The organism is Maribacter ulvicola, assembly GCF_900155985.1.
Classification (GTDB): domain Bacteria; phylum Bacteroidota; class Bacteroidia; order Flavobacteriales; family Flavobacteriaceae; genus Maribacter; species Maribacter ulvicola.
In genome coordinates, this window is record NZ_FTMA01000010.1 from 15,632 (window position 1) to 37,836 (window position 22,205).

The 22,205-nt window shown below is 35.4% G+C and carries 10 protein-coding genes and 1 pseudogene; 3 read left to right on the forward strand and 8 right to left on the reverse strand.

From position 1 onward, the window contains the following. Positions 1-33: 33 nt before the first annotated feature. From BW936_RS17620 to BW936_RS17645, 6 genes are all read right to left on the reverse strand, one after another. Positions 34-1,467 (reverse strand): helix-turn-helix domain-containing protein, encoded by a 1,434-nt coding sequence (locus tag BW936_RS17620; protein WP_076550824.1) that lies wholly within the window; start codon positions 1,465-1,467, stop codon positions 34-36. Between the two features lie 793 nt (positions 1,468-2,260). After that, positions 2,261-3,376, reverse strand: a complete 1,116-nt coding sequence (locus BW936_RS17625; RefSeq protein ID WP_084182130.1) for a DUF4998 domain-containing protein — start codon at positions 3,374-3,376, stop codon at positions 2,261-2,263. A 12-nt stretch (positions 3,377-3,388) separates the two neighbouring features. Continuing rightward, positions 3,389-4,576, reverse strand: a complete 1,188-nt coding sequence (locus BW936_RS17630) for a DUF4959 domain-containing protein (RefSeq protein WP_076550827.1) — start codon at positions 4,574-4,576, stop codon at positions 3,389-3,391. Positions 4,577-4,588: 12 nt separating this feature from the next. Beyond that, on the reverse strand, positions 4,589-6,493 hold the full coding sequence (locus tag BW936_RS17635; protein WP_076550829.1) for a RagB/SusD family nutrient uptake outer membrane protein: 1,905 nt from the start codon (positions 6,491-6,493) through the stop codon (positions 4,589-4,591). 102 nt (positions 6,494-6,595) lie between these two features. Continuing rightward, positions 6,596-9,688, reverse strand: a complete 3,093-nt coding sequence (locus tag BW936_RS17640; RefSeq protein ID WP_076551001.1) for a SusC/RagA family TonB-linked outer membrane protein — start codon at positions 9,686-9,688, stop codon at positions 6,596-6,598. Between the two features lie 1,641 nt (positions 9,689-11,329). Then, positions 11,330-13,546, reverse strand: a complete 2,217-nt coding sequence (locus tag BW936_RS17645) for a beta-N-acetylhexosaminidase (RefSeq protein ID WP_076550831.1) — start codon at positions 13,544-13,546, stop codon at positions 11,330-11,332. A gap of 826 nt (positions 13,547-14,372) precedes the next feature. On the opposite strand from BW936_RS17645, the gene BW936_RS19800 reads away from it, so the two are divergent. The 3 genes and pseudogenes from BW936_RS19800 to BW936_RS17660 all read left to right on the forward strand — a co-directional run bounded on the left by BW936_RS19800 (position 14,373) and on the right by BW936_RS17660 (position 19,554). After that, positions 14,373-18,482, forward strand: coding sequence for a thrombospondin type 3 repeat-containing protein (locus tag BW936_RS19800; protein ID WP_076550834.1), 4,110 nt, complete (start codon positions 14,373-14,375; stop codon positions 18,480-18,482). Between the two features lie 12 nt (positions 18,483-18,494). Beyond that, positions 18,495-18,647 (forward strand): annotated as a pseudogene (locus BW936_RS20190) (T9SS type B sorting domain-containing protein); the annotation flags it as partial. A gap of 19 nt (positions 18,648-18,666) precedes the next feature. Beyond that, positions 18,667-19,554 carry a PorP/SprF family type IX secretion system membrane protein gene (locus BW936_RS17660; RefSeq protein WP_076550836.1) on the forward strand — a complete coding sequence of 296 codons (888 nt, stop codon included), beginning with the start codon at positions 18,667-18,669 and terminating at the stop codon, positions 19,552-19,554. A gap of 348 nt (positions 19,555-19,902) precedes the next feature. Here the strand turns inward: BW936_RS17660 and BW936_RS17665 are convergent, their stop codons facing one another. Then, positions 19,903-20,703: an endonuclease/exonuclease/phosphatase family protein gene (locus tag BW936_RS17665; protein WP_084182131.1), complete on the reverse strand. Its 801-nt coding sequence runs from the start codon at positions 20,701-20,703 to the stop codon at positions 19,903-19,905. Positions 20,704-20,934: 231 nt separating this feature from the next. Continuing rightward, positions 20,935-21,957 carry a metallophosphoesterase family protein gene (locus BW936_RS17670; RefSeq protein WP_076550839.1) on the reverse strand — a complete coding sequence of 341 codons (1,023 nt, stop codon included), beginning with the start codon at positions 21,955-21,957 and terminating at the stop codon, positions 20,935-20,937. Between the last annotated feature and the right edge of the window lie 248 nt (positions 21,958-22,205).

Sequence of the window (22,205 nt, forward strand, 5' to 3'; positions counted from 1 at the left end):
ATTAAAATTAAGGGGTAGCTGTAACCAAAAGTACTAATTAAGACCCTTTTTATATTGTGAAGGTGTTTGATCCGTTATGGATTTAAATACCCTATAAAATGAAGTTTTTGAATTGAAACCGCTTTTCTCGGCTAAATGCATCATCGTATAAGCATCATTACCCGGATCCTTTAAAAGCCTTTTAAACTCTTCTACACGTAAATAATTAAGGTAGGTAGTCAATGTGGTATTGTCCGCTTTTTCGAATAGAAAATTTATAGTTTCCTCGTCTTCGCCCGTACTCTTAACGATTTCTTTAAAATCTGGATTAAACTCCTTATAAATTTCAGAGGTCTTGAGTATCTTCTTTATATTTTCTATTCTTTCAATTTCTTCAGCATTTACAACACCTAAATTCCGTTTGGTAAAGCGTAACTTTTTGGCCAATAAATAAGAAACTACTACAATAATAAGAATGAAAACCAAGAATTTCCAAATATTAAAATTTACCGGCTTATTAAAGAATATAATATCGTCTACCATGATATGACCCCATCCACCTGAGTAGTTATCAACAATCTCAATTTTAGCTTTTTGTCCTTTAAAAGGTGTTACATCCCATTCATAATTTCTCATTTCACCGTCATTATTACCGACTTGAGAGAATACTATGCTATCATTTACTATTAGATTGATACTGGTAAGTCCTTTATGCTCGCCACCGCCTACCAAAAATTTGATCGCATCATATTTTATTATGAAAGATTGTGATGTTAATTTCCCTTTCTTACTATCATGTGTTTCTCCAAAGGAAAAAGCAAAATAATCCCCATTGAATCCATTAGGGGTTATTGGATAATACACATTTGTTCGATTTCGCGGTGTTACAAAAGCGTCACCTTCTACTTCCCAACCATTATAAGTTCCACTTTCGAAATCTTCAAAAATTTCCATCATGGGATATCCATAATCACTGAACACAAAATTATCAACTAATATATTTGGGAGCGAGTTGTATTCAAAATCAGAAACAATTGCATCTACAACTTCAATTACTGCCTCTTGACCTTCTAAATCTGAAACATCCCATGTAATTTTTCTAAGGGTATAATCATTCGTTCCAGTAGCGGCTTTCACCACCTTGTTATTAACCGTCAAATTAACGCATTCTCTTGTTTCATGATTACCACCAGCTATCCAAAAATGAATGTATTTTCTATGAATGATAAACGGTTTAGACACCAATTTGCCCTGGTTAGCACTTAAACCTGCCCCTTCAAAGTTTGAAAACGCATAATAATGCCCCTGCACATTTTCTACCTTTTTTCTTAATGAATCTACATGAAAAGGCTTGTTGAAAGCAACACCTAGTCGGTTCCAATTCTGAAATGTACCATCTTCAAAATTATCATAAACAATATCCACTCTTTCTGGCGAAGAGCAGGAAGCAATAACGAAAAATATTATAAAACCATAGCGACCTAACATCAAAAGTAGAAATGTTAATTAAATATTAAGTGATAAATATACATATGGTAATTACAAATGCAAAATATTGACAAAATATCAACAATGAACTTACGACAAAAACATAGACTATTATATTAGTTTGTTTCAGAAAATTGTTTGTGACTTATCTTACTGTTATATCTTTTGTATCACTACACCTTGATAATCAACGTAATCTATAGTTAAAAAACCAAGTCTATACCTGTTTAAATAATGATAATTCTATTACAGAATTTAGCTTATGTTATTTTAGATACATGCATTAGGGCATTAGTTCTTAAAAAAGGTCCGCAATGACAAGGTCCTTACTATTTCTATCACAGCTCTTTTTTAACTGGTTAAAGCGTTTTGGTAAATTAAGATCGTAGGTGAAATTATGACGAATACATTTTGAGTTCTTGTGAGGGTCGTATATATGAACTTTTTATAAGTTGTTCTATTTTACGGGTATCTGCCATAAAACATATGTCCTATAATTCCCTTTGAATACTCCATACCTATGATAAATGCTTTTGTCAAAATTAAGAACGGTATCAATAGTTAGAAGCCATCTTATTTTTTTCCAATAGGAAGTTAAATAACTTAATAGCAAAAATAAAAATACTTACGAAAATAAAGTGAGATACTATTATTTTCGTAAGTAAATAGCCTCGGAGGCAAGCCCACGAGGCATTGATCTAAAAACATAATTAATTAACAGCTACTTTTTAAAGCTACTATTATCTCTACTATGATATCTCATTAAGATATTTGTTTGCTTTACATTCATACATTATTGAAGTTTAACCATGACAAATACTTCTAATTCAAACATCCTAATGATTTCGTTAGGGTCTGCATCAAATGTTTCAAATACATAACGAATTTTAGTGGCATTAATGCCCGTATAGTCACCCGTAAATACTTTTTGATTATTACCGGTAACCTCTTCTAGAACATTCCATTCTCCATCTATTTCGTATTCTAAAACAAAATTGGAAATTGGCGAATCGTCATGTACTCTGACCCTATTAATATCAACTTCACCTTCCAAGTCTATCTCGATCCAATGGCTACCTACTTCACGGGCATTGATCCAACGAGATTCGTTCACACCAATGATACCATCCACTGCCTTCTCCGCAACATAAGTATCATTTAGACTACTACTAGCTATTACAGGCTTGTTTAAAGCTACATTTTCTAATTTCTCTATTGCAGGAACAATCTCTTCTGCCTTAAATGTGTCTATACTATTATTTGGACGGTAAATTGTTGAATAGGAAATTGGTGTACTGAAATCTGGATTGCTCAGAAAGATTTTTTCCACTAATTCATCTGCGCCAAAAGTTAATACAAAATTCTCTGATCCATTATTATAGGTTAATTCTATACCCTGATCATCTTCGTTTAAAGCTGAACTGAATTCTAGATTAATTCCTTCATCGGTTACCTCAAAACCTGTTACCAATCTATTATTTAAAGATTTACGATAATTTTCACCATAGACCTTACCAATAGTTTTAAACGGAATAGATTTTGTTCCGTTATCATCGTCGGTTACTAGTGTGAAGGTGTAATCATTTTCTAGAATACTTTCATTCTCTCCAATAATGAAGCTAAATTTTTCTTCACTCTCTTGTTTTTCAATAGGCACTCTAACCTCACGGTCAACCCCTAACTCTAACCAATTAACAGTTAAGAACTTTGCACGCCGATCACTTAAATAATAATGAAACTCAATTCGTTCATCACCACCTAAGGCTATTAGAGAATCTACTTTACCAACATAATTGATTTCACCATCTTTCAACCATTCTTCATGAAATTGATTCATATCTTGATTACATGATGACATCACTATCAATAACACAACCGCTATACTATATATATAATTTAATCTATTCATTTTAACTGTCTTTTAATTAATACGTTGTCCCCAAAATCTCAATTCTGCCAACCACATACGATCTGTTTTTCCCCAACTTTCTAATGTTACAAATCTTAAATATTGATAGGAACTAGCATTGATATCTACCTCAAAATCCATTCCTGCATTAAAATATGCGATATCTTCTTCAGTTGGTGCTATCTCTGCAGAATTGCCCGAGGGCTTTTCATCATACCACTCTCCTATAGTTTCCCAACCATCTTCACTTGTTGGGTTATTAGCTATGGCTTGATCATTAGTCCCTAAAAGCACAATGCGTCGTGGATGACTATGCCCATAGATAAAATCATTTCTAGACCACATTTTAAAACGACTTAGTTTAATTTCCTCGCCCAAGTTCATTGTAAAATAGACTTTATCTATTCCGCTACCGAAAATACTGTAACTTTCTTTTCCTGTTGAACCATTCCACAATACACCAAAACCGTCATTATATGATACCGCATTAAAATCAGGATTATGCGGAAGTTCCCTAAAATTATCAGACTCAATTTGTTCTTCAAATAAAGGCGTAGCATTAAATTTCAACGTATCTGTACGTTGTCCGAATTCATCTCGTATTACCGCACCATATTCACTACTTATTGCTTCTAACCCACGTATTTTAACATCTATATCAGAAGCTGTAGAGTAAATACTCTTAAAATTCTCATACGTTGCACTTTCAGAATTGAACGTCAAAAACTCAACAATGATGTCTTCCTCCGTTGCGTTTTGCCATGACAAACCTATACCTCCAAATATGGCATTATAGGTCATAGATTCTAAAATATCGAACATGGGGTTGTCTAGCGGCTCTATTTCAACCTTGGTAACTTCAGAATAATTAAAGCTTTTATCTATCGCATATACTTTAACAGGAACCTTTTTTGAATTTAAAAATCCATTTAGCTTCATTGTATTTGTAAAAGCCGATGCCCTTACTACTACTTCATTGCCTAATGAATTAATATATTCAGCTTCTACATAGAGTAGGTCCTCATCTGTTGGTTTAGTGTACGTTAGAACACTATACCCTTTTTCATTTTGCACTTTTATATCGGTAACTATCCCAGTAGGTGTACTGTCTATTGGAAATTGCCCTCGGTTATCATCTTCTTCGCATGACATTATACCTAAAGACATGCTGATAATGGAATAAAAAATTATTTTTTTCATCTTTTCATTTTTTTACCACAATGGATTCTGAACTAAATTTTTGTTGATACGTAAATTCTGTGTCGAAATAGGCAAAAAGTAATCTCGACTAAAGAATTGCTGTTGATCGATCTGTATAATCTGATTAAAGGTGCTTGTTTCTTCACCAATAACATTAAAACCTTCAATTGGTTTTGTCATGGCATTATCTGCTATCTTCCATCTTCTGATATCAAAATACCGTTTACCTTCAAAGGCTAGTTCAGCGGTTCTTTCATGCTGAATGATTTCACGCATACCTTCCTTGCTCCCCACTTTATCAGGAAATTTGCTAAACATGGTCCAGCTTTCTACTACACCTTGTAAACCTGCTACTTGTCTTACTGCATCAATTGCATTATATACTTCAGTATTAGGAGCATCCAAGCTCTCGTTCAATGCCTCTGCATAGAACAAATAGAGTTCTGCTAAGCGATAAATTGAAAAGGTACCGGTAACCGTTACGTTACTACCAGAATTTAAATAGGCAGAGTTGACATGAACTAGTTTACGACAATATAAACCTGTGGGCGAAAAACGAAGTGAACCATTTTTTCCTTGCTCTTCTCCTGCTTTCATATTAAATACATAACTCTCTTCACTTGGGCTTGCACCTTGATCAACATCCTTAAACCTACCATTACCAAACCAACGTGATCCATCAAACGCTAAATTAGAATAGTAACGCGGCTCACGTAAAATATTCAATTGCATGGTTTCATAATTTGGTTGTGCATAGTATTTTTCTGATTCTGGAACTTGAACTACATCATACCTTTGTTCATACGGATAGGTTTTATCTTCATCTATTGGCACTCCGTTATTGGAATAGAAAAATTTGGTACTGGCTAAAGTAGGAGCTATATATGGGTTATAAGGAGCCCATGTTTGTTGGGCCTGAGAAAAATATGGGGTTACTCGTCTTACATTACCTCCACTATATCTATTGGTAGCAAATATAATTTCAGAATTCCATCGTTCCATCACACATTGCTTTCTATTTAATACCACGCGTGTTTCCTCTGATATGTCAGGATACTCTACCACTTGATAAAAAGAGTGTCCGGCAGCTAAAGCAAAATCAAGCGCTTCTTTACTTGCCTCAGCAGCAATAGTCCACTTATTTTGATCAAAACTATCACTATATAAAGAAGTTCCATCATTATTGGCCAACCCAACTAGGTCACTATTACCATTATATAGAGGACTAGCAGCTGTAATTAACATTTCAGCCTTTAAGGTAGCTGCAACCACTTTTGTTATATGACCGGCATCTGTACTAATATTCACAATTTGTTCTGGTAAAACTTCAATTGCCTCATCTAATATTCCTGTTAAATACTCAATAGATAAGTCATACGGTTCGCGACTAAGTCTTGTTTCTTCTATATCTACATCTACCGGTAAATTTTCTCGAATAACAGGTACTGCACCATAAAGCTTCATTAACTGAAAATGATAGAGCACCTTTAAAAATTTAACTTCGGCGATCCATTGCTCTCTTTCGTTAACCGACAGATCGGCACTAACGTTTGGCACTTCTTCTAAAAAGGTATTACATACTCTAATACCATCGTACATCGTATTCCACTGATCAAAATATGGATTATCGGCCGTTTGAAGTCCTTTGCGCATTAAAATACCGCGTCTACCATATTCTGATCCATAAAATGGATTTGGATCTATATAAAACTCATCACTACCACTCTGTGCAGGGTTATTTACAATATCTTGATAACTGGGTATATAACTATAACACGTAGCCAAGTATCTCAAGGTGGTTGTTCTGTCTTGAAAAGCGTGTTCTAACGTAGCCACGTTATCAGGTACAACATCTAAATAATCATCACAACTAAATGACAATAATGTGATGAATGCTATTATTACATTCTTTTTCATTTTGTTAATCTTTATAATTTTAACGTTCGTTTTATTTATTCGACTTTGACGATACCGGAACGTAAGTCCAAGGTCTAGTTTATGTTTTATAAGGAATCTCAACTACAAACCAATTAAGATACCTGCATTGTATACCTTTTGTATAGGATACTTAAAACCATTACCCGCCATTTCTGGATCCCAAAGTTTAAATTTGCTAAAGGTCATTAGGTTATTACCTGATAAATATATTCTAGCACTTCTTAATCCAAATTTCTCGCTTAATTTGCTAGGAATAGAGTATCCTACTTCTAAGGATTTCCATCTTAAAAATGCGCCATCTCTCATCCACCATGTACTTGTTTTTTGGTTATTCTCCAAAGACCTATCGGTTAAACGAGGCCAAAAAGCTTTTGGATCAGGATTACTTTCAGACCAATGATCATCTGCAATGACTTTCAACAAAGCATTTTTTCCTCCATCATTTCTGACAAACGGCTGTATTGTAGATGATTGTATAAAAAAGCTTTCATTCGCCAAACCTTGGAAAAAACTAGATATATCAAAACCTTTGTAACCACCACTGAATCCAAATCCATAAACAATTTCAGGACGGGTAGGATTACCTATAGCTACTTGATCATCAAAACTAATTTTACCGTCTAAATTGATATCACGATACTTAATATCACCAGGACCGTAGGAACCAAAGGTCTGAATTGGGCTATTGTCCACATCTGCCTGATCAATAAATAATCTTTCTGCTACATAGCCCCAAGTTTGTGTAGTAGGGTAACCGGTTCTATTTAACCAAGGTGTTTCTGATCTATCGACATCTTCGTAGTACTCAAACTCACTAACGGCATAGGTAAAGTTACCTCTTAAACTCAACCATAGTCCGTTGGTCCAACTTTCATTATAATCCAGCGATAAATCAAAACCATAGCCTTTTGCTTTACCCACGTTTGCTGTTGGTGTTTGCAATAGCCCCATAGAGACGGGTACAGAGGCTCTTGTCATTAAGATATTTTCTCGGTTTTCAGTATAATAATCCGCTATGAAATTGAATTTCTCAAATATATTCGCCTCTAGACCTAGGTTTAACTTTTTTGAAGTTTCCCAAGTTATCTTATCATTCGGATATCGTATTGTAGATACCCCTGGGCTATACACGCTACCAAATTCTCCCCAAGAATATCCCCTAGAGTCGTCAATTAAATTAATATTCGACAAATAAAAGAAACGATCATACTCGTTACCTATGGCGTCTGTACCCGATAAACCATATGTTGCCTTAAATTTCATGGATGTAAACACTTTGTCCAGTGCAGTCTTTTTCCAGAAATCTTCATTAGATATTACATAACCTAAACCTGTAGAAGGAAAAAAGCCCCAACGATTCTTTTTTGCAAATCTTTCACTACCATTTAATCCAAAATTGAATTCTGCAAAATATTTATCCTTATAACCATAGGTAAAACGCCCGGCATAGCCTAAATTTTTATGAGGTAAGGACGATGTTAAATCATCTCCTGGTTCTTCATAATTTCTACCGGTAGCAACAAGCATTCCCGTTACATCATGAGTATTAGAAATATTCTTATTATAATTAAGAACCATTTCATAATAATTAGATGCATTTACTACTTTCTCCGATGGCAAATAATCTAAAAACTCAGTTCCCTGTTCCGGGTTTTTTGCGGTTAGAAAAAATGAATCTTCAGTAGAATTGTATGTACCAGGTGTTACATAATAATAGTATGGATTGTATTGTCTTTGTGCATCAAAAGATGATGTTCTGTCCGTTGATAATAAAAATTTAGCTTTAAGTCCTTCTGTAATAAAATCAAAATCCTGATTAACAACTACTTGGGTTTTCATTTGCGTGTAGGTAGATTCTTTAAAACCTTTGACCATTTCAGCATACGGATTTAAATAATCTTCATCTGGGTCGTTACCAAACAAAAGGTGATTTCTTGGTGATAAGGAATGATCCGGTCTAAAAAAGGGTGAGAAAGCTACAGGATCCGCCCTTAAAACCATATTATAAGTATCATCACCACTAATAAGTGGTCCATTATAATCACGGAAATGACCATTAAAACGAATAGTAACGTCTGTAGTTTTTGTAAGTTTTAAACCAACATTAGACCTTAATACAAATGATTTTACATTAATATTGTTATTAAAGTTATTTTGATCGTTCTCTTTTAGATTACCATTGTCTTCATTAAAAGTACCTGCCAAATAATAGGTAACCTTAGAAGAACCTCCACTGAGGTTAATATTTGTTCTAGAATTTATAACCTTATCCTTGAACAGAAAATCATACCAATCTGTTGCGGGATATACGTATGGGTTTGCTCCATTTTGTGTTTGCTCTATCTTTTCTAAACTATAGAACCTATTAGCAAACGGGTCTCTAGCCAAGGTGGCCTCATTATGCAATTTCATATAAGAAATGGGATCGGCGAGATCTATTTCTTGGGTAGACATACTTAGAGATTGTTCATGTCTTACATTAATTTTCAGCTTACCTTCCATACCGGTTTTTGTAGTTACATTGATAACTCCATTTCCACCTCTTGCACCATAGACCGCAGTTGCAGCGGCATCCTTCATTATAGAAAAGGTATCAATATCATCTGGTTGCATAGCATTTAATTCACGTGTTGTAGATTCAACACCATCAATTAAAATAAGAGGACCAGAAGCATAACTAAATGAAGTAACACCACGAACAAAAAAATTGGCATCATCTGATCCCGGCTCACCAGAACGCTGATAAGAAATTAAACCTGAGACCCTACCGGCCAATGCGGTAGATAAATTACTGGACGGAATTTTTAGTTCAGCTGGCTTTATCGTCTCAATAGAAGATACGACACTTGCTTTCTTTTGCTTTACACCAAATGCGGTCAGTACCACCTCTTTTAATTCTGCCGCATCTTCCTTTAATATTACATTAAGTACATTTTTACCATTTACTGCTAAGGTGACCGTCTTCATACCGACAAAACTGAACTGTAAAGAATCTGTTTCCGATACCTTACTGATCAAATAATCTCCGTCAAATCCGGTCATTGTGCCGTTGGTGCCGCCCTTTACCAAAACATTTACCCCCATAATAGGTTCATTAAATTCGTCGGTAACACGACCTGTTATTGATTTTTCCTGGGCTTGTAGTCCAAATATGGCACATATAAATAGCGCCATACTCATTATTTTTATTTCCATTGAGTTTGAATTAAGTTGTATTGTAGTTACTAAATGCTTGCTCTGATTTACTTTAATTACTTCTCTTAAAATAACCTTATAGCCTATGAAACAAACCATTACACCGTAGTATTGTTAGTCACGTTTACTCTTTAAAAACTAAATGCCATACTTAATTTTAGACATAACAAAGCCATGAGCATATTGACATTTTTTATTTTTTTATGCCAACAGACTTATCATCATGCTGCAGTACTTCTTTAGTACTTATATTTTAAAATAGCTATGAGGAGTAATTAATTCTATATGTTAAAATAGAAAAGCGATAGGTAAAGTTTACCCAGACAAAATTGTGATAATAATAACATTCATAATTTGGATGGTTTAAGTTTATAATAAATTAACATTTAATTCATCTTATTCGCAATTTATTATACTTATTAATCCACGGTAGCGTTACCGGAAACGTTTTTATTTTACGGTACCGCTTTCGAAAACCCTAATGTATTGTTAAAACTGATTTCACTTTTAAGTCAGAACCTAAACTTTTCTTTAAAAAAAATCGCTTTTACATCAGTTAGAAGTAAGATGCTTATTTAATGTACCACAGGTTAATAGGTTTCAACCCTGTGCATTATTTGAAAAGTGTTTTTATTCAACTTGTCTTACCTAAACTTAATTATGAAAAATGTATTTGGTAATAATCGCATCAAGATTCACCCAAGACATGTTTCTAATGAACCTATAAATATGCATGGGTTTGCTCTTAGAATAGGCAAATAGGCTTCCCATTCTAAAGGCTAGACCCAAGGCATTTACCCTAAATATTTCAATAAAAAAAAGATTCATTAGATATAGTCTTATTGCGCAATATTATTCAATCATTTTAGTTTAAAATCGTAGTTAATTCATATGTTTGGGTGGTATTACCGCCTAATAATGTTCTACAAATTCTGCAAAAATACTAGTGACATTTGACCCTAAAATCCTTTTACCAATCACTGCCGCCCTGTTAGTAGAAACCAGAGCCATCTAACACCTATGAGAATTTTATATTTAACCATAAATATTCTTTCTTTTATTCATTCTGAGCCTTCATACGTATGTACTAACTATTACTTAATATAGTTTCTTAAAAACCCGTTATTAACTGATCAATGTGTACAACAACATCATATTGTTTATAAATTCATTTTTCTGTTCGCTGTTTTGCTTTAAGACACACTAGGCCCTTTACTATGCCTATTATTTTTTGTAACCCAGTAGGAACCATAAGGACATTTTATATAATGTTGTAGATTCTTCTGTTTACTAACATTCACTAAATTTTTGTTTTGTTCTTGAAATCCATAAAAGACAACAAGTATTTAAAAGTACAATCATACCAATATGGTTTTATATTCTTGACCCAAAAAAGTACAAACACTTACTTTAAATTTTAAGCTCAATTTATAGGTTGTGTTTAACTATAATATGAGGATGCTATATTTCAGCCTTATTTTAAAAGTAAAAAGGAGAAAACCAATACTGGTCTCCTCCTTTTTAACATGATATACATTGTTCGTTTAATTGAACAATTTAGCATAATGTACGTCAACATTGTAGTTCACGTAACATTCCATATATAACTAATTGTTCTGATTACTCTTTCTTTTTTATAAACACCACACCATTAGAATCATTTCCTATATCTCCTCTAACCTTGGTCTTAATTTTAAATTCGGCTCCGGTTTCATAGGCATCGATCTTTAATAGATAGGTGTTCTCTTTAGAAGAAATACCTGTTTCCCCTAAATGAATATCAGAAGTAATCAACTTTCTGTTCTTGTAAACAGACACCTCTTCTATCTCTAATTTATGCGCCCCACCAGTGTAGATAAAAGTAATTTCATAAGTTCCGTTAGAATCAATTTTACCGGTAGCATTAAATTCCAATTCTCCAAATTTTACCCCTTTAATCAGTGATGGTTTCCATTCGCCCAATAAAGCTCCATACTTCTTATATTGCTCATACTTTTCGGGAAAATACAATGGTAAAGAGAATTGATGACGGTTTACAACGGTGATGGCTTTAAAATCAGAAAGTTTGTCTACTGTAACAGGACCGGAATATACTGGATCAAAAGTAGTAGGTTTTAGCCCGTTGACCGTATAGGCAATATGTGCTCCCTTGACCACATTTTCTAATGTTATCTGTATACTTCCGTCTATTTCCTGTGTACTTATGAGTTTGGGCTGTGGCACACGGTAGCCATACCCCGCTTCATCATATCTATTATAATGCCTCTGCATTCTATTTTCAAAACCGGACCAATCTTTATTCTTTTTTTCCGTCCAAGCTACTTCAGCAATAGCTGCCATCCTAGGAAAAGTAAGGTAATCAAAATACTTCTCTGATCTATTTTCATTAATAGGTAATATCTCTTGTAAAATAGTACCATGGATGAACTGATCTGACCAAAGTGTTGCCTGAACACCCAAAACCTGCGACCTATATTCTTCTTTTAACCCTTCTACCATTGGGTCCATACTATAAACCTTCTCTAGACTGATCGGAGGCAACCAAGTCGCCGCCTTCACCTCACCAGGAATTTTACTTTCCGCAACATCAAAATAGGCATGGGTTGAAAGTGCCATAACCATATCATGCCCGGCCTCTGCACCCAAAGCAGCCTTTTTTTTGTTTCTCCAAACCATTCCAACAGCCTTATCGTCTAGTCCCCTTTCAATTATCTCATCCCAGCCAACAATAGTTTTTTCATGATTCTTTAGTACTTTTTGAATTCTATTGGTAAAATAGACCTGCAGATCAGATTCTTTATCCAGACCTAAAGTCTCTTTTCTTTTCTGACAATGAGCACATGCCGCCCATCGATCATACTTTGCCTCATCACCACCTATATGTATGTATTTACTAGGAAAAAGCGCAACAACCTCGTCAAAAACATCTTCAAGAAAATCAAAGGTAGACTCCTTACCTACGCAGTACAGCTCTCCGCTAATAGAATGCTGGGTCTGTACTACTTGTGGCTCACCGGTACATGACAAATGCGGGTAAGCGGCAAGGGCAGGTAACGTATGTGCCGGAATCTCAATTTCAGGAATTACTTCTATATTTCTCAAAGCCGCATATGCCACAATATCTTTTATTTCTTCTTGGGTATAATAGCCTCCGGTTCTTTCACTTCCTTCACCTCTAAACCCTCCGATAGCGGTAAGTTTTGGGTACTTTTTTATTTCTAACCTCCAACCGGCATCGTCTATTAAATGAAGATGTAAAACGTTCATCTTATAAATAGCCATCATATCTACCAATTGTTTTACGTAAGACACCTCATAAAAGTACCTGCTTACATCTAACATCATACCACGCCAAGAATATGCAGGAGCGTCTTCCACATAGGCGCCTTCTATGGCCCACTCCATACCTTTTTGTCTTCTAGAATTGAATATTTCTATAGGCAGCATTTGTCTAAGTGTCTGTATACCATTAAAAACACCTGCTTCGTTATTACCTATAACTTGAATATTTTTAGCAGTTACCAAGAGCCTGTACCCCTCTTTTTTATCCATCTGAGGATCTACAGAAAGTTGAATACTGTTTTTCGTTGTTCTATTCGATGAGGATAGCTCAAAATCCCAACCGGTAGCTGGAGATAGTGTTTCTCCCAAGTATGCTGCTAAAGCCTCCAAGCCATGGCCATATTGTATTTTTGTTGATGGATGTAGTAGAAACACCTCTCCATTAGGCTCAAAACGCTCTGGTTTTGGAATAATATCGGCCGCCATTGATCGACCGTAAGAAATGAGAATAACAAAAACTAATAAACTCGTCTTTCCTAAAATAGTTTTTAACATAAAAAATAATAATTAAATTAGTTATAGCCTCAAATATAATTAAACACTTAATTTTTACACACCTTTAAAATACATTCCTCAATAAAATTAATGTTTCATATAATTTTTAAAATCACCATCTCTCATCAATAATAAAACCAGGCTATTTCTACATAAAACTTAAAAAAGTTGATTATCAAACACTTACAATAAAAACTAAAAAATCATAGCTTATAACTCTCAATACAGAAACATATAAAATGTATAGGCTTTTTCTTTTCTCAAATATAATTCTCAGACATATGCCTATTAAATACCTTTTTTAGCACTTGATTTTTATGAATTGAAACGAATGTTTCAGAAAATAATCATTTATAATCACAGAAATTAACGCCTAAATATCATACTTCTTGTTCTTACATAATTTCAGCTATAAGATTAGAAGAACACTACAAATTATAAGTACTTATAGACATATATTTTTAACTGCCTTTAGTACACCCTATTCCTGTTTAAGTAGATTTCTTAAAATAGCATTTGAATAGTTGTTTTTTAATTCTTGTCCTAAATTTCAATAATCATCTAACTATCTCCTTAAGCAAAGTTTTAGAACTTGTTTTCCGTTTTTAATTTCTAAAAATAACCAATCATAAATTATTATATACCAATCACATATAGTGATTTTAATATTATTATTCTTACATTCACATCATATTTTCCTACTTTCACAACATTTTAATGCAATAAAAACATTAATACCATAGTATTGCTTGTAAATCAAAAACTTATATACACCATAAGTTTAACTCATATTACTATTAACCTCCTATAACCTTAAAACTTACTAATGAAAAAAATTATATTCATACATGTATTTTTGTTTCTTTTTATACCGCTAGCTTTTTCCCAGACCATACTAAATGTCGAAGATTTTGAAGGAACTGATTTTGTTGGCTACGCCATAGGTAATGCAGATACAGGAACGGACTATTCTTCTCAAAATTTTATTGTTTCTGGTCCAGATCGAATTAGCAGAGGAACTGTTGGTAGCTTCACTTTTGATGGTAGTATTACTGGTAATGCTACTAATTTTATAGGAGGAGAAGATATCAACTTTACTACTGACGGAGGATTTTATAATGGTCATTCATATATTGAATTAGATCCTATTGACATTACAAGTAAATCAAACCTATCAATAGATATAGACGTTGCGTTTCCTAATACATCTCCCACTAGGTATGAAATTAATGATTTTTTTATTGTTGATTACAAAATTGACGGAGGTAGTTATACAACTGTCCTTGCTTTTTATGGAGATGGTGATACCCCCACCCCTACCTTAGGGCTAAGAAGGGATGACAATTTAAATGGCATCTTGGACATTGGTGAAGTTAGTATTGTGAATACTGCTATGACAAGCTTTAATTTAAACCTAGATGCCATAACCGGTAGCGCAGTAAGTGGAAATTCAATTGAAATTAGAGTTCGTTTTAAAATGCCAGACTCTCAAGAAGAATTTGCTTTTGATAATATCATTTTAAAAGGTTCAATTGGAAATACAGCTCCTGTTATAGGAGGAATTTCAATAGGACAGTTAGTAGATGATAATAGTACAATTGCTCCATTTTCAGCTATTACAACTACAGATGCCGATGGAGATAACTTATCTGCAACGATTACTTTAGATGATAATTTAAAAGGAACATTAACAGGAACCGGTCTTTCTGGCTCTGGTCCATACACCATTGCTAGTACAACCCCGGCTGATTTGCAAAGTAAATTAAGAGCTTTAACTTTTAACCCTACAGATAACAGAACAACTACTATTGAAACCACTACCTTTTCCGTAGTTATTAATGATGGTACCGATACCGATACAAACAACACAACTACCGTTATTTCAAATGCTGTTGCTCCAACCGTAACCAGTGTTGACGTACCTGCCAATGCCACCTATCTAGTTGGACAAGATTTAGATTTTACGATTAACTTTAGTGAAAACGTAACTGTTAATACTACAGTAGGCACACCTCAAATTGCCATTACTATTGGTGCTACCGTACGGCAAGCAACATACGTTAGTGGTTCTGGCACAAACGCTCTGGTATATAGGTACACCATACAATTGGGCGATTTGGATATTAATGGTATTACCGTTGGTATTCTGGTTGCAAACGGGGGAACCTTAAGAGATTCTGGAGGAGAAGACGCTATCCTTACATTACTTAATATTGGATTGACAACAGCTGTTCTAGTTGACGCAAATATTCCTATCTTAACCAGTGTTAATGTTCCTGCAAACGCTACATACATTACCGGACAGAATTTAGATTTCACAGTAAATTTTAATGATAATATAATTGTAAATACTTCAGTAGGAACTCCACAATTAGCCATAATTATCGGTGCCACTACACGCCAGGCAACCTATATAAGCGGCAGCGGGACCAATGCCTTAGTTTTTAGGTACACTGTACAAACAGGCGATTTGGATACTAACGGCATTGCAGTTATTGCACTTTCTGCAAACGGAGGGACCTTAAAAAATGCAGGTAATAATGACGCCAATCTAACTTTAATCGGTGTTGGGTTAACAGGCGGTGTTCTGGTAGATGCCGTAGCACCTATCGTAACCAGTGTAACAGTACCGGCCAACGCAACTTATATTACCGGTCAGAACCTAGACTTTACCGTAAACCTTAGTAAAAACACGATAGTAAATACCACTTTAGGAACTCCGCAATTAGCCATAACCGTAGGGGCCACTACACGCCAGGCATCCTATATAAGTGGCAGTGGAACATCTTCCCTGCTCTTCAGCTATACGGTGCAAGCAGGCGATCTGGACACCGACGGTATCGCCGTTGGTACTCTTTCCGCAAATGGCGGTACCTTGTTGGACCTAGTCAATAATATCGTAGACCTGACCTTAAATAGTGTTGGGACAACGGTAGGCGTCCTGGTAGATGCCATAGCACCTATCGTAACCAGTGTGACCGTCCCGGCCAACGCAACTTATATTACCGGTCAGAACCTAGACTTTACCGTAAACCTTAGTGAAAACACGATAGTAAATACCACTTTAGGAACTCCGCAATTAGCCATAACCGTAGGGGCCACTACACGCCAGGCATCCTATATAAGTGGCAGTGGAACAACTGCGTTGTTGTTTAGATATACGGTGCAAGCAGGCGATCTGGACACCGACGGTATCGCCGTTGGTACTCTTTCCGCAAATGGCGGTACCTTGTTGGACCTAGTCAATAATGTCGTGGACCTGACCTTGAACAGCGTTGGGACAACGGTAGGGGTCCTGGTAGATGCCATAGCACCTATCGTAACCAGTGTAACAGTACCGGCCAACGCAACTTATATTACCGGTCAGAACCTAGACTTTACCGTAAACCTTAGTGAAAACACAATAGTAAATACCACTTTAGGAACTCCGCAATTAGCCATAACCGTAGGGGCCACTACACGCCAGGCATCCTATATAAGTGGCAGTGGAACAACTGCGTTGTTGTTTAGATATACCATACAGACTGGAGAGTTAGATAGTGACGGAATAACGATAGCATCATTAAGCGCTAACGGCGGTACACTACAAGACAATGCTACAAACGACCTTAATACAGTATTGAATAATGTAGGCAGTACCTCTTCTATTTTGGTAGATGCCCTTGCCCCAACAGGTTATTCCGTAGATTTAGATTATAATCCTATCAATGACACCAATGAAGATGCTATAAGTTTTTCTTTCTCTGGAGCAGAAGTTGGGTCAACTTACAACTACACTATTAACAGTTCAGGAGGAGGAACCAACGTCACCGGATCAGGCACCATTAACATGATGAATGATCAAATAACAGGAATCGATCTAAGCGCATTATCGGACGGAACCATTACACTCAGCTTCTCCTTAACAGATGCTTATAATAATATTGGAAACACAGTCACAGATACCGCTATAAAAGGTACCGATTCTGATAATGACGGTATAGCAGATAGCTTGGATAATTGCCCATCAACTAGTAATACTGATCAAATAGACACCGATAATGATGGTAAAGGCGACATGTGTGATACCGATGATGACAATGACGGTACTCTAGATTCCGAAGACGCATTCCCGCTAGACAACACCGAGAATACCGACACCGATGGTGATGGTACCGGAGATAATGCCGATACCGATGACGACAATGACGGCACTCTAGATTCCGAAGATGCATTCCCGCTAGACAACACCGAGGATACCGACACCGATGGTGATGGTACCGGAGACAATGCCGATACCGATGACGACAATGACGGCACTCTAGATTCCGAAGATGCATTCCCGCTAGACAACACCGAGGATACCGACACCGATGGTGATGGTACCGGAGACAATGCCGATACCGATGATGACAATGACGGCACTCTAGATTCCGAAGACGCTTTCCCGCTAGACAACACCGAGGATACCGACACCGATGGTGATGGTACCGGAGACAATGCCGATACCGATGATGATAATGACGGCACTCTAGATTCCGAAGACGCATTCCCGCTAGACAACACCGAGGATACCGACACCGATGGTGATGGTACCGGAGATAATGCCGATACCGATGACGACAATGACGGCACTCTAGATTCCGAAGACGCATTCCCGCTAGACAACGCCGAGGATACCGATACCGATGGTGATGGTACCGGAGACAATGCCGATACCGATGATGATAATGACGGCACTCTAGATTCCGAAGACGCTTTTCCTTTAGATCCTACTGAAGACAAGGATAGCGATAATGATGGTATAGGCGACAATTCTGATACTGATAGTGATAGTGATATTAAAGAAGGAAACCCCGAACCTGCACAGGCATTTACACCTAATGGCGACGGAATTAATGACACATGGTTAATTCCTGGTATAAACAAATACCCAAACAATTTGGTGAAAGTATAGAACAGGTACGGTCATGAAGTATATGCCAAACGTAATTACCAAAACGATTGGGGCGGTAGAAGAAAGACCGGGGCTTCACTTTTACCGGCTGGCTCTTACTTATACATCATAGACTTAGGAAATGGCAGTACACCATTCCAAGGTTGGATATTCATCAATTATTAATATAAATTAAAACGAATAAATGGACCTTTTTCACAAAATATTAGTCGTATTGATCTTTTTCTCTTGTACGTTGACCAACGCGCAACAAGATCCCATCAATACCTTATACAGATATAACATGAATCTGATCAACCCTGCATATGCAGGTGCCGATGGAAGAACAACTATAGGTGTTAACGTACGTAGCCAATGGTCTAATGTTCAAGGAGCTCCAGAAACCCAAAATTTAATATTCGATACAACTCTGGGCAAAAACCTTGGTATGGGAATTTCTGCGATAAGCGATAAAACGTTTATTGAAAATCAAACCTCTATAGCACTTGATTTTTCATACCAAGTAAAACTCGGTGAGAACCATGATCTATTTTTTGGTCTTAAAACCGGATTTAACTCTTATAACGCCAATACTGAAGGTCTGGTGACGTATGGCATTCAAGAAGATCCTAGTCTAATGAACTTAGACGATAGACTTACCCCAAATTTTGGAGCAGGGTTATACTTAAAACATGACAATTACTTTCTGTCATTTTCAATTCCCAAAATTCTAACTAGGGACAGGCTAGAAGAAGAGAATGGTGTAGCTACATTGGGTGCCGATAAAAATCACTTCTACCTCGCTGGTGGCATGGAGCTGCCTTTAGGACAAAATATAACCCTTAAGCCCAGTTCCTTGCTGCGCTATGTGGAGGGAGCCCCCATATCTTTGGATATCACAACATTCCTAGACTTTAATAACTATTTTGACCTTGGAGCTGCGTATAGAGTTAATGAAAGTGTTAGTGGTATGGCTATTTTTAAAGTTTCCAGTGGTATGATGATCGGTTATGCATATGAAAGCCCTTTCGAAAATTCAATAAGAAACATTGACAATGGCACACATGAAATCATGCTCAATTTAAAATTATAATTACTAAACTCTTAGTCGTTAAAGCTGTCTAAAAAGGCAGCTTTTTTTTTACAACTTAACGGTACCTACATATGGGAGAAAGTTAGGGTGAAAAATATAAAGTACATTAAAATCCTAGCTGTTCTATTTATTTCTACTTCTATAATATCCTACCCTCTAAAGTGCAGATGTTAACTGTAAAAAGTGCTTATACTACGAAGGAAAAGAGCATGCTTGTTAACTATATTTATTTTTTCTGAAGAATACCCTTTACTCTATATCCTCTATTTAAATGCAAATTTTGTTACCATTTTGAGTATGAGAAACAATAATTACAATCAAATATCTTTTCCAAATAAGACTTATTATTTATTTTTTTAATAGTTCTAAAACACTTAAAATAGCCCTATGATCCGATGCTAATTTTTCATCAATGACCTTAGTTTCCAAAACACGCCATCTATTAGCCGGTTTAAATAAAATATAATCAATTTTATCCCTTGGTTCTTGTGCAGGATAGGTTGGTACATTTTCTAAAAATGATTGTTTCCAATATTTATAAAAAACATGCATTGTCTCGCTACCTGGTAATGCATTTAAATCTCCTGCCAAAATGGTAGGCACCTCATCTATTGCAAACAAATCGTTAATTTGTTTGGCTTGATCAATTCTATCCGTTTCAATATTTGTATGGTCTAAATGCGTACCAATAAACTTAATAGTATCATTACTTTTAATAATTACGTTCACTTCTAAAGCTGCACGTGGTTCATTACCTTCCCTAACAACCAAAGTATGATTCTTGGTACTTAAAAACGAATAATCAGAAAGCACACCTTCCCCATATTCCCCACCATCAAAAGACATAGCTTTACCAAAAATAGCCTGCATTTTGGTTCGGAGACCTAATTCAGTTACTAAATCTTTTTTTAAAACTCTATTAGTTTTAAAATCTACTTCTTGCAACGCTACCAAATCTGGTTTTTCATCGTTTATTATTCTTGCCAATTCGTCTAAATCAAATTGCTTATCCAGACCAACCGTTTCTCCGTGATAAATATTATAGGATAACACACGCACAATTCTTGTAGAATCTATGTTAGTTTGCCCAAACGCCCATTGTAATGGAACCACCAATAACCAAAGCCTTAAAAAACACCTTTTGTTCATATAATAATATTTGTTTATAAAGTTATAATGTTAAGATCATCATCTCACCTCATCTTTTTGAGATCCACTTAACCGAAACTGTTCAACTTCCGCAACCTTGTATGAAGCGGTATTTGAATCCTTAAAAAATTATGCTTTGTTTCCTTTTTAATTAGCCTTGCAACTATCCTTAAATGCATTCACTTTTAGGCTTATTATTAGTTCTGTAGCATAAAATTACGTTCAAAATTATTACCTACCCTTATTTTTAAATGTAAATTCATAATCTGATATTTTTGACGAATAAACCATCCCTTCTACGCCCTTTATCATCCCCATATCATAAGGAGAAGGGGACATCCACTCACTCTTTACCCCCTCTATTTTCATAGTACCTGCAGGATCCAATGTAGCAAAAGCATACAAGGGGTCTTTATAGGCTCCAATATGAGGGAGGTTTCCGTATTGGTCATAAAATTCTTTTGGAAAACGTTCCGTACTTTTATAATTGCTCGATAACCATTGATATGACATACTATTAATTTCTACATAATCAATTCCGTTTTGATGATGATGAAAATCTAAATGATTATGACCATTTAAACAGCAAATAATTTTGTCATTATAGGTTTCCATAATTTTTTGAAGCGTTAACCGGTTTTTAACACCCCATTGATAATGCCATAAACTTTGGTGGGAAAACACAATTGTAGGAAGCTTTGTAGCCCTTAAATCGGCTTTAAACCATTCAATTTGTTCATTATCTATAAACGTTCTTATGCTATCGTCTACATAGAAATTAGCGTGTTTATAATCTATAAATTTACCATCTTGATATAAGAAATTCGCATCTAAAACAATAAAATGATAGCCACCAACGTCATAAGAATAGTACGTTTTAGGCATACCCCAAAAATCTAACATTTCTTCTTTAGAATTTTTATCCATGTCATGATTGCCCAGCACATGGTATTTGGCACCCTTAAATTGATTCCAAATATTTAAAAATCCTCTGTTCTTTTCTTCTCCAAAACAGAAGTCGCCCATTTGAATTATAAAGTCTACTTCTTTATCAATAGCCTTGTGGATAAAGGATTCTAAACGTTGATCGGCATCTGGTATCAAATCTTTATGCACATCGGATACAATCCCAAAATTTAATGATTTTCCAATTTTTTTAGCACCTATTGATGGGGTAAAGGATAACAATGTTGGTGTCACCAATGACAAGGTTGCTCCTGCTCCTAATCCATTAATAAAATTACGTCGTCTCATATAATTCAATTCATTTTTGTTAGCCTATAGCTTTAGAATTTTACATTGAATTTAAGGTCGTATAGGCATTATTTAAATTTCAATTTCATCATGCTTTGACTCAATCGAACACGTTTTTATTTGGCTGAAATATCAGAATTACTCTTCCTATTACTGATGGATACCAGTTATTAAAAATAGCCATCATTCATTTATAAAAAATTAATTTCAATCATTTTTTAACCTTAACAACACACCGCCCCTGATAC

What these genes read in the sequence shown, in the direction of transcription:
- BW936_RS17670 (WP_076550839.1), bottom strand. Translation starts at nt 21,957, where the DNA reads ATGAGACGACGTAATTTTATTAATGGATTAGGAGCAGGAGCAACCTTG.
- BW936_RS19800 (WP_076550834.1), top strand. Translation starts at nt 14,373, where the DNA reads ATGAAAAAAATTATATTCATACATGTATTTTTGTTTCTTTTTATACCG.
- BW936_RS17620 (WP_076550824.1), bottom strand. Translation starts at nt 1,467, where the DNA reads ATGTTAGGTCGCTATGGTTTTATAATATTTTTCGTTATTGCTTCCTGC.
- BW936_RS17660 (WP_076550836.1), top strand. Translation starts at nt 18,667, where the DNA reads ATGGACCTTTTTCACAAAATATTAGTCGTATTGATCTTTTTCTCTTGT.
- BW936_RS17625 (WP_084182130.1), bottom strand. Translation starts at nt 3,376, where the DNA reads ATGAATAGATTAAATTATATATATAGTATAGCGGTTGTGTTATTGATA.
- BW936_RS17665 (WP_084182131.1), bottom strand. Translation starts at nt 20,703, where the DNA reads ATGAACAAAAGGTGTTTTTTAAGGCTTTGGTTATTGGTGGTTCCATTA.
- BW936_RS17635 (WP_076550829.1), bottom strand. Translation starts at nt 6,493, where the DNA reads ATGAAAAAGAATGTAATAATAGCATTCATCACATTATTGTCATTTAGT.
- BW936_RS17640 (WP_076551001.1), bottom strand. Translation starts at nt 9,688, where the DNA reads ATGGCGCTATTTATATGTGCCATATTTGGACTACAAGCCCAGGAAAAA.
- BW936_RS17630 (WP_076550827.1), bottom strand. Translation starts at nt 4,576, where the DNA reads ATGAAAAAAATAATTTTTTATTCCATTATCAGCATGTCTTTAGGTATA.
- BW936_RS17645 (WP_076550831.1), bottom strand. Translation starts at nt 13,546, where the DNA reads ATGTTAAAAACTATTTTAGGAAAGACGAGTTTATTAGTTTTTGTTATT.